This window comes from Novosphingobium sp. PhB55 (genome assembly GCF_004368805.1).
GTDB lineage: Bacteria > Pseudomonadota > Alphaproteobacteria > Sphingomonadales > Sphingomonadaceae > Novosphingobium.
This window is the reverse complement of the sequence record NZ_SODQ01000003.1, coordinates 157,791-170,528: the sequence shown is the minus strand read 5'-3', so window position 1 is coordinate 170,528 and position 12,738 is coordinate 157,791. Positions and strand designations below refer to the sequence as shown.

Genomic DNA, 12,738 nt, shown 5'->3' with positions numbered 1-12,738 from the left:
CCGGCGCCGGCCGTCAATTCGGCTGGCGCGATGTACGAAACCGGCAGCTTACCGTGTGATGGAGGGCACGCCGTCCTTGCGCGCGCCTTCGTTCACGGCGTCGCGGCTGCGGGGATTGGCGACGGCGGCGGCGATCAGGCGATCGTGCTCCACCGGCGCGATACGCTCCCAGCCCGCGCGGCCCAGTTTCTCCATGGGACGGAAGCGGACCTTGTACTGCATCCGCGGCGCGCCTTCGACCCAGTAGCCCAGGTAGACATAGGCCAGCCCCATCTCCGTCGCGCGCTGGATGTGGTCGAGGATGATGTAAGTGCCCAGCCCCTGACGTCCTTCGTGATGCGGATCGTAGAAGCTGTAGATCATCGAAAGACCGTCGCACTGGCGGTCCGTCAGGCAGGCGCCGACCAGGCGGCCGGGTGTGACGCCGTCATCCGAGGGCTCGCGATATTCGATCACGTAGCTGGTGACCGGGGTATGCTCCACCATGTCCGCGAAATCGACTTCATCCATCGCCGTCATCCCGCCTTCCGGATGGCGGACGGCGAGATAGCGCTGAAGCAGATCGAACTGCTCGCTGGTGGACCAGGGGCGGCACACGGTGGCGACAAGGTCTGCATTGCGCTTGACCAAACGCTTCTGCGTGCCGGAGGGCGCGAATTCCTCTGCCACGACACGCACCGAGACGCATGCATTGCAATCCAGGCAGGAGGGGCGATAGGCCACGGTCTGGCTGCGCCGGAACCCGATGCGGCCCAGCGCATCGTTGAGGGAATCGGCGTGCGGCCCCTTGAGTTCGGTAAAGACCTTCCGCTCGCTGCGACCCGGCAGATAGGGGCATGGCGCCGGGCTGGTCACGAAGAACCGGGGAAAACGAACGGGTGCCGTCACGGACGAAACTTATCCTCTAGCCTGCTGGAAGCCCACCGCGACGCCGGCGAAGTTTCCGTGTTAGCCTTGAATATGCATAGGGCTTGCGCCGGTTGAAAGCGTTTTAACCACGAAAGGAGCCCGACCCGTATCGGAATCGGGACCAACTGGGTGGCGATTTCGTCCGGTTGTCCCGGATTGGTTCTTTCTTCCGGATGAAGGTTAGCAGATTTGACGCGCGCCGTTAACGCCTGACCTGCGGCGATTCAGGCGTGTGCCCCCTACTCCTTTCAGCCCTGCACGCAAGGCCGCGCCTTATTCCCTTATAGAGGAACGGGAAGCCTTGCGGTGCAGACCCGAATCGGCCCCCGAATCCGGCCCGAGCGGAAGGCCGGTCGAAACCGCCCGCCCGCTGCCGGTCCGCGTCCCTGCCGATCTGCATTCCTGCCGAGTCGCCCCGGCGGCAGAGTACGGTCTATTCGGTTTCGACCTGCTTCACTTCGTAGCCTTCGCGCCGCAGCGCGGCCACGAGGGCATCGAGTTGGTCCTTGTCGCGCGCCTCGCACTCGATCTCGGTGACCAGGCCCTTGGCCGGCAAGTGCGTGAAGATGCGCTGGTGGAAGACTTCGATGATGTTCACGTTGTGCTCGTGGAACACCTTGGCGACCTTGAACAGCGCGCCGGCGCGGTCCTGCAGGCCGATGCGCAGGCGGGCAAGGCGGCCGGAACGGGCGAGATCGCGCAAGAGCACGTTAGCCAGCAGACGCGTGTCGATATTGCCGCCCGAAAGCACGATGCCGACCTTGCGGCCCGCGAACAGCTCGCGATTCGCCATGACCGCGGCCAGGCCGGTGGCGCCCGCGCCCTCGACAAGGGTCTTTTCGATCTGCAGCAGCAGCGCGAGCGCGCTTTCGATGCCCGATTCGCTGACGAGCAGGAACTCGTCCAGCAAGTCGCGCAGGACCGAGGACGTGAACTGCCCCGGCGAGAATACGGCGATACCCTCTGCCAGCGTATCCCCGCCGATGGGCAGGCTGGTGCCCTTCAGCAGGTTGTACATCGAGGGATAGAGCTGCGCTTCCACGCCGACGAGGCGGATGTCCGGGTTGATCGCCCGCGCTGCCGTGCACATGCCGGTGGCCAGCCCGCCGCCGCCGATCGGCAGGACAAGCGTGTCCAGGTCCGGCACGTCCTCCAGCATCTCCAGCGCCACGGTGCCCTGCCCCGCCGCGACGTGCGGATGGTCGAAGGGGTGGATGAAGGTCAGGCCCAGTTCCGTTTCCAGCTTGCGGGCATGAGCATAGGCCTCGTCGAAGCTTTCGCCTTCCAGCACGACCTTGCCGCCCACGCTCTCCGTCTGCATGACTTTCACGGTCGGCGTCGTGCGCGGCATGACGATGGTGACGGGCACGCCGAGCCGGGTGCCGTGATACGACAGGCCCTGCGCATGGTTGCCGGCCGAAGCGGCGATCACGCCGCGCGACTTGCGCGCCTCATCCAGGAGGAGAAGGGCATTGAGAGCGCCGCGTTCCTTGTAGGCGGCAGTGAACTGGAGGTTTTCGAACTTGAGCCAGATCTCGGCGCCCGTGATCGCGCTGAGCGTCGTGGAATAGAGCGTCGGCGTGCGGACGATCTTGCCCATAATGCGCTCCGCGGCCGCACGAATGTCTTCGGCAGTCAGCGTGGCCACTTCGGGCTCCGCAGCGATCTTGAGCAATGGCTGTTCCATGGTGGCCGCGGGTAAAGGAAAGCGTGCCGAATGGAAAGCCGCGCGATAGGAAAAATTCTCGCTTTCGATGGACGCTGTAATATTGTTGTCCAAAATCCCTTTGCCGCCGAAGCCTTCCCCCGCCGCGCTGCCCGAAGACTGCGCCGGAACGAACAGATTTCCCTGCCGCTTGCGGTTTGCTTTCGTGCAAAAAGCGCTAGAACGCTTGCCATGAGCGAAAAACGCAAGGTTTCCTTCATCGGCCTGGGTGTCATGGGCGGCGCAATCGCGCGGCATATCGCCCTGGCCGGTCACGAACTCACCATCTTCAACCGCTCTCCCGAGCGGGCACACAAATGGTCGCAGGACAACCCCGGCCTTGCCCATCGCATCGCCGCCAACCCGGCCCACGCCGCGCAAGATGCCGATGTGGTCATCACCTGCGTCGGCAATGACGACGATCTTTCCGAAGTCGTGCTCGGCCCCAACGGCGTGTTCCGCATGCTGAAGAAGGGCGGCGTCTTCATCGACCACACCACCGTTTCCGCCCGTATCGCCCGCCAGATTTCGGTCGAGGCGCGGGACCTTCGCATCCACTGCGTCGATGCGCCGATGACGGGATCGCAGATCGGTGCCGAGAAAGGCACGCTCACACTGATGTGCGGCGGCCGCGATGAGGCGATAGAGGCGGCTCATCCGGTGATGGAGGCCTATTCCACCCGCATCGTCCATGTCGGCAAGGCCGGCTCCGGCCAGATCGCCAAGATGGCCAACCAGATCTGCATCGCCGGCAATGTTGCCGCGCTGGCGGAAGCGGTGCGCTTCGCCCAGGCCTCGCACCTCGACATGGACAAAGTCTACGAAGCGATCTCGGGCGGCGCTGCCCAGTCCTGGCAGATGGACAACCGCTGGCAGACGATGAACGAGGACAAGTTCGACTTCGGCTTCGCGATCGACTGGATGCGCAAGGATCTGGGCCTCAGCCTGGACGAAGGGCGCGGCCTTGGCGTCTCGCTGCCCGTGGCCGCACTGATCGACCAGTTCTTCGCGGACATCCAGGCTCAAGGCGGCGGCCGCCTCGACACCAGCGCCATCATCAAGCGCCTCCCCAAGAAGGGTATCAAGTGAATTCCAGAACCGGCGCAGCCCTGGCGCTGCTGCTTGCTTCCACCGCCATCGCGGCAGGTCCCGCGCTGGCGCCCGCCGCTCTGGCCGATGTGCTGGTCGACAATGTCGAGGGCGTGACGGGTGACGGCAAGGGCGGCGTCGAACGCTTCGAAGGCTTCCTGATCGACCGGGACGGCCGGATCGCCGAAGTCTATCGCCATGGGGACAAGCGCCCGAAGAAGGTCGACTACCAGGTGGACGGCAAGGGTCGCCACGTCGTGCCCGGCATGATCGACGCGCATGGGCATGTCATGGCCACCGGCTTTGCGAAGATGACGCTGGACCTGACGATGGCCAAGTCGCTTGACGAGGCCCTCGCGCGCATCACCGCCTGGGCCGCCGCCCATCCCGACGCGCCCTGGATCCTGGGCAGCGGCTGGAACCAGGCGCAGTGGGGGCTCGACCGCATGCCCACCGCCGCCGAACTGGACCGGGCGACAGGCGGCAAGCCCGCCTGGCTGGTCCGCGTCGACGGCCATGCCGGCTGGGCGAATTCGGCCGCCATCTCCGCCGCCGGGGTCACTGCCGCCACCGCCGTGCCGCAAGGCGGCGAGATTCTGCGCCTGAGCGGCGGCAAGCAGCCCGCCGGCGTCTTCGTGGACGGCGCCATGGCGCTGATCGAATCGAAAATGCCCAGGCCCCGTCCGGAAGATCGCGACACCGCGCTCGGCGAAGCGCAGCTCGCGCTGCTGGCGCAAGGCGTCACCGCTATTGCCGACATGGGCACCTCGATAGACGACTGGCAGGCCATGCGCCGCGCCGCCGACGCCAGCCGCCTGCGTATCCGCATCGTCACGTATGCCGACGGCGTGGACAACATGGCGCTGATCGGTGGCCCTCGCCCTACGCCGTGGCTCTATGACGATCATCTCAAGATGAACGGCGTGAAGCTCTATCTCGACGGCGCGCTGGGATCGCGCGGCGCCTGGCTCAAGGCGCCTTACGCCGATGCGCCGGAGAGCAAGGGCCTGCCGCGCATGAACGAGACGCAGCTGGGCAACCTGATGAGCCGCGCGGCCATGGATAATTTCCAGGTCGCCGTCCACGCCATCGGCGATCAGGCGAATGCCACCGTGCTCGCCTCGATCGCGGACCTTTCGGCCACTTACAAGGGCGATCGGCGCTGGCGCGTCGAGCATGCGCAGATCGTGGATCCGGCAGACATCCCCCGCTTCGGAAAGTTCGGCACGATCGCCTCGATGCAGCCGCAGCACGAAGCGTCGGACCGCACCATGGCCGAAGCGCGGCTGGGCCCGGCGCGTCTGGCCGGGGCCTATGCCTGGAAGTCGATCGCGGCCACCGGCGCGACGCTCGCCTTCGGGTCGGACACTCCCGTCGAACCGTCCCAGCCTTTCGTCGGCCTTGCGGTCGCCATCTCCCGCCAGGGTGCGGACGGCCAGCCGTTCAACGGATGGCAGCCGCAGGAGGCCGTGAGCCGCGAACTCGCGCTCAATGCCTACACCACGGGCGCCGCCTATGCGATGTTCGCGGAAGACCGTCTCGGGCGGATCGCCAAGGGCTACCGGGCGGACTTCCTCTTCGTGGATGCCGATCCCATGCTGGCAACGCCGGAACAACTGCGCGCCACCAAGGTCATGGAGACCTGGATCGGCGGCCAGATGGCCTGGTCCGCGGCAAAGGACCGGGTGATTCCGGCCAAGGACACACCCGGCCGCTGAGAAGTCGGCCGCCGGAGGTTTGAGAGCTGGAGGTTCGGAGGGCGAGATCGGCGCGGGCCGGCTCGTCCCTTGGCAAACCCAAGGCCATCTCACAGCCTGATCGCGACTTTGGCGCGGAACGACGCCCAATCAGCCGCGAAGCCGGAGCGGTATCCCAGATGTCAGGGCGCCCGAAGCGCCCGCCCGCTCAGACGGCGGGCGTGCTGCCTTCGACCGGGGCAGGAACATCGTCCTCCGCAGCCTTGTCGCGCGCGTCGCGCTTCTCGGTGAACCACATGAACACCAGCGTACCTTCGTAGAGCGCCAGAAGCGGCACGGCGAGAAGGAGCTGCGAAACGACGTCGGGCGGGGTGGCGACGGCAGCGATGATGAAGATGCCGACGATGGCATAGCGACGCGCGCCAACGCACTGCGCGCGGGTGATGATGCCGGCACGGTTGAGCAGCATCAGCAGCACCGGCAGCAGGAAGCTGATGCCGAAAGCCAGGATGAACTGCATGACCAGCGCAAGATAGTCGCCGGTGCCGGGCAGAGCTTCCAGCTTGAGCCCGCCCTTCTGACCCTCGAAACCGAGGAAGAAGTGGAACGCCGTAGGCATGACGACGTAGTAGGCCAGGGCCGCGCCCATGGTGAAGAGGATCGGCGTCGCCACCAGGAACGGCAGGAACGCCTTCTTTTCCTTGGCGTAGAGGCCCGGCGCCACGAAAGCCCAGATCTGGTTGGCGATCACCGGGAAGCTGACGAAGAACGCCGCGAACAGCGCGATCTTCACTTCCACGAAGAAGGCTTCATAGAGCTTGGTATAGATCAACCGGCCCTGGCCGGGCGGGAAAGCCTCGGTCAGCGGGCGGACCAGAAACGAAAAGATGTCGCCCGAGAAGTAGAAACAGATGCCAAATGCCACCGCAAAGGCCAGGAAGGCCCGAAGCAGGCGGGCGCGCAGCTCGACAAGGTGTTCGAGCAGCGGGGCCTGCGAATCGTCGATATCGGATATGCGGAATGGCTGCATGGCGCGCTTCTATCAGGGGGGCGGCGGGGGGAGGTGGAATTCGGCCTGCCCGCCGGGAGCGGCTGCCTCGGGCTTGCCCGCGTTATCCGGCTTGCCGGGACTTTGGGCCGTGGCATTGCCGGTCGCCTGCACCGTTTCAGCGCCCGCCTCTCCGCCCGCGACCGGCGCGTCTTCGGCCAGCTGCGGGATCGAGGGAGACGTGCCGGTGGGGGCCTGCATCTGGTTCATGTCCGGCAGAACGGGATTGGCCTTCATGATGGCCTCGTTCTGCTCCCGCCATTTGCGCTCCATCTCCTCCAGCTCGGCTTCGCGCACCATGGCGTCGATGCCCGAGCGGAAATGACCGGAGATCTTGCGCATCTTGCCGATCCATCGCCCAGCCGTGCGCATCGCCATCGGCATGTCCTTGGGACCGATGACGACGACCGCCACGATGACGATCATCAACAGTTCGGAAGCACCTACGTCGAACATAGCGCGCGCGGGTCCGTCAGGCGCTTAGGACTGCTCGGTCTTGTTCTCGGCCTTGGCCGGAGTGACCGAGGGGGCTACCGGGGCATCGCCCTGCTGGGCGGTGATCTGCGGGGCGGGCGCGGGAGTGGACTTGTTCTCCTCCTCGTTCATGCCCTGCTTGAAGCTCTTGATGCCCTTGCCGAAGTCACCCATGATTTCCGACACGCGGCCGCGTCCGAACAGCACGAGCACGATCACCAGGACGATCATCCAGTGCCAGATCGAGAAGCTACCCATAACCTCAACTCCAAAAACCGTGCGATCGATTCCGACCGCATAGAGCCCATCTAGGCACTTTCCCGCCAAGTTGCCAGCCTGTCATTATTCTGACCGGCGCCGGTAGCCTAACCGTCATCTTCTCCGAAAAGGTCGCGCTCGTCGAGGTCTTCCGCCGGGTCCTCGGCCGTTTCCTCGTCTTCGCCGGGAACCTTGCCGGGGCGCAGGCCGGTCTGGATCATGTCGTCATCCACAGGATCGAGCAGGCCGGCCGCGCGAAGTTCTTCCAGTCCCGGCAATTCCTTCAGGGAGCCGAGCCCGAAATGCGCCAGGAAATCGGGCGTGGTGGCGTAGATCACCGGGCGCCCGGGCACTTCGCGGCGGCCCGCTACACGCACCCAGCCCGCCTCCATCAGCACGTCGAGCGTGCCCTTGGCGGTCTGCACCCCGCGGATCGCCTCGATCTCGGCGCGGCTGACCGGCTCGTGATACGCAACGATCGCCAGGACTTCGGTGGCCGCGCGCGAGAGGCGGCGCAAGTCCTCCTTCTCGCGGCGCAGCAGATGCGCAAGGTCGGGCGCCGTCTCGAAGTGCCAGCGCTTGCCGCGCTCCACCAGCAGCACCCCGCGCGCGCGATAATGCCGCTCCAGCTCGGCAAGCGCCGGGCGCACGTCGGCCTGTCCGAGGTGGTTCGAGATCTGCTCGACCGTCATCGGCTGCTCGGCAGCGAAAAGCGTCGCCTCCACGGCGCGGACGAGGTCGTCGGTCGGTTCGGTCATTATTTGCATGCCTTGAGGCGAAGCGGCCCGAAAGTCTGCTCCTGCGCGATCTCGGCCCGGCCGGTGCGCGCCAGTTCCAGCGCGGCGACGAAGCTGGATGCCAGGGCGGAGCGGCGCAATTGCGGATTGGCCCAGGTGTCGCTGGCGGGCGGCAGGAAATCGCGCAAGTCCATCCAGTCCAGCGAGACGCCGAGCATCGAGGAGACCCGGGCGATGGCGCTGTCGAGCGTCATGACCATGCGTTCGCGGACCATGTGGACCACCGGCTGGCTGCGGACTTTCACGTCCCCATAAGCGCGCACGAGATCGTACCACGAGCACTGCCAGGCCGACTTGCGCTCGACCCGCAGGCCCTCTGGCGCGCCGCGCAGGAACACGTCGCGGCCCAGCCGGTTTCGGCCCATCAGCCGCGCCGCGGCCTCACGCATGGCACCAAGGCGCTGCAGGCGCAGTTGCAGGCGCAAGGCGAGTTCTTCGGGGCTGGGGTCGGCCTGCTCGTCCTTCGGCAGCAGCAGCGCGGACTTCAGGTAGGCGAGCCAGGCCGCCATCACCAGGTAGTCCGCCGCGAGTTCGAGACGCAGCGCCTCGGCCTGCTCGATATAATCGAGATAGGCCGCGACCAGCTCCAGGATGGAAATCCGCCGAAGGTCTACCTTCTGCCGCCGCGCGAGGTCCAGCAGGAGGTCGAGCGGGCCTTCCCAGCCATCGATTTCCAGATAGAGCGCTTCCTTGCGGGCCTCGGCCCGGTCCTCGCCGTCCCAGCCTGCATCGGCGCCGGGCAGGCCGAAAGGAAGCTCGGCAGGCGCGTTCATCGTCAGGCCGCCAGCGCCAGCAGGGCGTCGCGCCGGGCGATCAGCTCGGCATGAGTGCCGGTTGCGGCGATGCCCTCCACCGACGCCAGTGCCCGCGCCAGCTTTTCCGCGGTCTCGGGCGGCATGCACGGCAACCGCGCGGCGATGCCGGTCATGTCGTCCATCTTCGCCCAGCAGTTGAGCGCCAGGTCGCAGCCCGCCGCGATCGCCTGCGCCGCAAGTTCGGGCACGCTGCCCGAGAGCGCCTGCATGTCGAGGTCGTCGCTCATCAGCAGCCCCGTGAAACCGATGCGCTCGCGGATGATCTCGCGGATCACGAAGGGTGAGAGCGTGGCCGGATTCTCCGCGTCCCAGGCGGTGTAGCGGACATGGGCGGTCATGCCGAAAGGGGCATCGCGAAGCGTTCGGAACGGCTCGATGTCACGCTCCAGTTCCTCTTCGCCAACCTCCACCGTGGGCAGTTCCTTGTGACTGTCCGCCAGGGCGCGGCCGTGGCCGGGGATATGCTTGACGCAGCCGACGATGCCGGCGCGCGCCAGCCCCTGCAGCGTCGCGCGGCCCAGCGCGGCCACGCGCATCGGGTCCGCGCCGAAGGAACGGTCGCCGACGATGTCGTGCGCGCCGGGGTGGCGCACGTCGAGCGGGGGATGGCAGTCGGCCGTCAGGCCCACTTCGGCAAGGTCGAGGCCGAGAGCCTCGGCATTGTCGCGCGCCGCCTCGATGGCGCTGGCGGGCGCGAGATCATAGAGCCTGTCGAACGCCTCGCCCGGCGGATAGGCGCCCCAGACGGGCGGCTTCATCCGCGCGACACGGCCGCCTTCCTGGTCGATGGTGATGTAGAGCCGGTCGCGGCCGTGGATGGCGCGCAGATCCTCGGTGAGTGCCCGCACCTGTTCGCGGTCCTGCACATTGCGGCCGAACAGGATGTAGCCGGCAGGGTCGGCATCGCGAAAGAACGCGCGCTCGTCGGCACTGAGAGTCAGCCCGGAAAGGCCGAAGATGGCGGGTGTCATAATCGCGCTTGGTCGCAGAATTTCGCGGCTTTCGCAAGGAAGCCCCGGTTTGCAGATGTGGAAAGCAAGGGCGCGGGCGGCGCGGTCACGTCATGCGGAAAGAACGAAACTTCGGCGCGGCCCAAAGGGCCTGCCGAAGTTCCGATTCGTCCCTGATGCCAGTCCGAGAAAAGCCCGGGCCGGCATCTCCTGGCCGCGCCGGTCCGTTACTGCTTCACCTGGCAGCTCAATCCGGCGGAACGCATCCCGCTGCAGAGCGCGCGCGCCGCAGCAAGGTCTCCAGGGACGGCCTGGAGGCGATAGACCTTGCCGATATCGGCCTGCCCCTCGACGATGCGGTGGTTCACCCCGGAAAGTCCCGGATACTGCACCTTGAGCGCGTTCCAGCCTGCCTCGGCGGTCGGCTTCGAGGTATAGGCGCCCACTTGCACGCCGACGCCGCTGACGACCGGTTCCGGTTTGCCCGGGGCACTGGCGGCACTAGCGGCACTGGCGGGCGCGCTGGGCCCGGCAGCAGGCTTGCCGGAAGGCGCAGGCGGGGCGGCCGGAACGGCGGACTGGCCGCCGAAGCCCGGACCCGGCGCTTCGCCCCGTCCGATCTGCGGCAGGCGGCTCTGCCCTTCGGCAACCGCATAGCTGGTGTCTCCGGTGCCCGCCACGACGTCTCCGCCCGGATTTTCCGGCCGCGTCTTGTAAGGCTCCTTCGGGGCCTCGATCACGCCGCCGCTGGCGACAAGCGGCTGTTCCGACTTCTGGCGCGTGGCCCACCAAATCCCGCCGACGATGACCAGTATGGCGATGACGGCAAGGACGACGAGCAGCAAAGTCTGCCCCGAGGCACCGCCCTGCTGGTCCTCGAACTCCTCGTCCTCGCCTTCCAGCCAGGGCAGGCGCACGTCGTCGTCGCCGAGTTCCAGCTTGCCGGATTCGGCCTCAGGCTGGCCCGAATTCGAATGAGCGGCATCCTCGAAAGCCGGGGCTCCTGCGGAACGGCCCGCGTTCAGGTCGTCATGGAAGGTCCCCCGACGGCTTTCACCGCCCTGGTCGACACCCCGATCGCCTTCGTCCCGATTGCCTTCGTCCCGATTCTGGCCCCAGTTCGCCATGACTTACATTTCCTCCACCGCCTCGACGCCCAGGAGCGCGAGGCCATTGCGGACAAGCTGCCCGATCTGCGCAGCAAGGAACAGCCGTGCGCCGGTCAGGTTACCGTCGGCAGCGTTAACAAAGCGCTTTTCGACGCGGTCATTGCCGAGATTCCAGTAGCCATGGAAGGCCGCGGCAACGTCGCCAAGGAAGAAGGCGATGCGGTGCGGCTCGCGCGCGGCCGCAGCGGCCTCGACGATGCGGGGGAACTGCGCGGCCAGCTTGACCAGTTCCAGTTCTTCCGGGCCCAGCAGTTCGAGGTTTTCGCCCGAGGGCTTGAACCCGCCTTCGGCCTCGCCCTTGCGCAGCGTCGAGTGGACGCGGGCATTGGCGTATTGCACGTAGAACACCGGGTTGTCCTTCGAGGCTTCCACCACTTTGGCGAAGTCGAAGTCCATCTGCGCTTCCGGCTTGCGGGTGAGCATGGTGAAGCGCACCACGTCCTTGCCCACTTCAGTGACGACTTCGGCCAGCGTGACGAAGTTGCCCGAACGCTTGGACATCTTCACCGGCTCGCCATCGCGCAGCAGCTGGACCATCTGCACCAGCTTGATCTCGAACGGCGTCGGCTCTCCATCGGCGCCGGTCATGGCGGCGACGGCAGCCTTGATGCGCTTGACGGTGCCCGCATGGTCGGCGCCCCAGATGTCGACCAGCGCGTCGGCGGTCTGGGCCTTCTGGAAATGGTAGGCAAGGTCGGCGCCGAAGTAGGTCCAGGTGCCGTCGGACTTCTTGATCGGGCGGTCCTGGTCATCGCCGAACTGGGTCGAGCGGAACAGCGGCAGCTCCACGGCTTCCCAGTCCTCCAGCGTCTTGCCCTTGGGCGCTTCGAGCACGCCGTCGTAGACGAGGCCCTTGGCGCGCAGCCACGCTTCCGCCTCGTCCGGCTTGCCCGAAGCCTGAAGCTCGGCTTCCGAGGAGAACAGGTCGTGATGGATGCCCAGCAGCGCGAGGTCCTGCTTGATCATCACCAGCATCGCGGCGACGGCCTTTTCCCGGAACAGCGTCAGCCATTCCGATTCGGGCGCCTCGGCAAACTTGTCGCCGAATTCGGCGGCGAGCTGCTGGCCCACGGGAATGAGGTATTCGCCCGGATAGAGACCCTCGGGAATGGCGCCCACTTCATGGCCCAGCGCCTCGCGGTAGCGGACATGGGCCGAGCGGGCGAGCACCTGCACCTGGGCGCCGGCGTCGTTGACGTAATATTCCTTGATGACCTTGTGCCCGGCATATTCGAGCAGCGTCGCCAGTGCATCGCCCACCACTGCGCCGCGGCAGTGGCCCATGTGCATCGGGCCGGTGGGGTTGGCGGAGACATATTCGATATTGACGGTGGTGCCGCCGCCCATGGCCGAACGGCCGTAGTCCGCGCCGAGCGCGGCGATCGCGCGCAGCTCGGCGATCCAGGTGGCGTCCGAGAGGCGCAAGTTGATGAAGCCGGGGCCGGCGATTTCCGCCGAAGTGACCGCGTCGAGCTTCGACAGCTCCGCCACCAGCGCATCGGCCAGGTCGCGCGGCTTCATGCCGGCGGGCTTGGACAGGACCATCGCGGCATTGGTCGAGAGGTCGCCATGCGAGGTGTCGCGCGGCGGCTCGACCGTGATCGCGCTTCGCTTCAGACCGCCGGGCAGCGTGCCGGCCGCTTCGAGCGCATCGAGCGCGGCGTTGAGGTGGCCCGCAAAGGCGGCGTAAAGGGTCTGGTGATCGCTGTTTGTAATGGTCATGGCGCGCGCGAATACCCCAAGTGCAGCGAAAGGGGAACAGGCTGCGAGGCCAGAGTGCCGGCCGGCGATGCCGGTCTCGCGCGGAGCACCCCGAACGCAGCCGCT

12 protein-coding genes are annotated in these 12,738 nt (G+C 66.6%); 2 read left to right on the top strand and 10 right to left on the bottom strand.

Annotation, left to right across the window (positions count from 1 at the left end; translation table 11 throughout):
• Positions 1-48 precede the first annotated feature (48 nt).
• A complete protein-coding gene (locus tag EDF57_RS08245; protein ID WP_132268164.1) occupies positions 49-888 on the bottom strand; it encodes an arginyltransferase in 840 nt (279 codons plus the stop codon).
• Positions 889-1,342: 454 nt separating this feature from the next.
• Positions 1,343-2,596, bottom strand: coding sequence for a threonine ammonia-lyase (locus EDF57_RS08240; RefSeq protein WP_134093858.1), 1,254 nt, complete (start codon positions 2,594-2,596; stop codon positions 1,343-1,345).
• Positions 2,597-2,806: 210 nt separating this feature from the next.
• Here EDF57_RS08240 and EDF57_RS08235 point away from each other — a divergent pair, with 210 nt between their 5' ends.
• The gene (locus tag EDF57_RS08235; RefSeq protein WP_132268160.1) at positions 2,807-3,703 is read left to right on the top strand and encodes an NAD(P)-dependent oxidoreductase; all 897 of its coding nucleotides are present in this window, start codon (positions 2,807-2,809) and stop codon (positions 3,701-3,703) included.
• 47 nt (positions 3,704-3,750) lie between these two features.
• Positions 3,751-5,421 carry an amidohydrolase gene (locus EDF57_RS08230; RefSeq protein WP_243840991.1) on the top strand — a complete coding sequence of 557 codons (1,671 nt, stop codon included), beginning with the start codon at positions 3,751-3,753 and terminating at the stop codon, positions 5,419-5,421.
• Positions 5,422-5,608: 187 nt separating this feature from the next.
• Here the strand turns inward: EDF57_RS08230 and tatC are convergent, their stop codons facing one another.
• From tatC to argS, 8 genes are all read right to left on the bottom strand, one after another.
• Complete coding sequence (tatC, locus tag EDF57_RS08225; RefSeq protein WP_132268158.1) at positions 5,609-6,430, bottom strand: twin-arginine translocase subunit TatC; 822 nt, start codon at positions 6,428-6,430, stop codon at positions 5,609-5,611.
• A 12-nt stretch (positions 6,431-6,442) separates the two neighbouring features.
• Positions 6,443-6,904, bottom strand: coding sequence for a Sec-independent protein translocase protein TatB (tatB, locus tag EDF57_RS08220; RefSeq protein ID WP_134093857.1), 462 nt, complete (start codon positions 6,902-6,904; stop codon positions 6,443-6,445).
• Positions 6,905-6,928: 24 nt separating this feature from the next.
• Positions 6,929-7,180, bottom strand: coding sequence for a twin-arginine translocase TatA/TatE family subunit (locus EDF57_RS08215; RefSeq protein WP_132268154.1), 252 nt, complete (start codon positions 7,178-7,180; stop codon positions 6,929-6,931).
• A gap of 107 nt (positions 7,181-7,287) precedes the next feature.
• Entirely contained in the window at positions 7,288-7,938 is a 651-nt protein-coding gene (gene scpB / locus EDF57_RS08210; RefSeq protein ID WP_134093856.1) for an SMC-Scp complex subunit ScpB, read from the bottom strand.
• Positions 7,938-8,750 carry a ScpA family protein gene (locus tag EDF57_RS08205; RefSeq protein ID WP_132268151.1) on the bottom strand — a complete coding sequence of 271 codons (813 nt, stop codon included), beginning with the start codon at positions 8,748-8,750 and terminating at the stop codon, positions 7,938-7,940. The genes scpB and EDF57_RS08205 overlap by 1 nt, the downstream gene beginning before the upstream one ends.
• A gap of 2 nt (positions 8,751-8,752) precedes the next feature.
• Positions 8,753-9,763, bottom strand: coding sequence for a beta-N-acetylhexosaminidase (nagZ, locus tag EDF57_RS08200; protein ID WP_134093855.1), 1,011 nt, complete (start codon positions 9,761-9,763; stop codon positions 8,753-8,755).
• 206 nt (positions 9,764-9,969) lie between these two features.
• Positions 9,970-10,869: an SPOR domain-containing protein gene (locus EDF57_RS08195; protein ID WP_134093854.1), complete on the bottom strand. Its 900-nt coding sequence runs from the start codon at positions 10,867-10,869 to the stop codon at positions 9,970-9,972.
• Positions 10,870-10,872: 3 nt separating this feature from the next.
• On the bottom strand, positions 10,873-12,633 hold the full coding sequence (argS, locus tag EDF57_RS08190; RefSeq protein WP_134093853.1) for an arginine--tRNA ligase: 1,761 nt from the start codon (positions 12,631-12,633) through the stop codon (positions 10,873-10,875).
• Positions 12,634-12,738 lie beyond the last annotated feature (105 nt).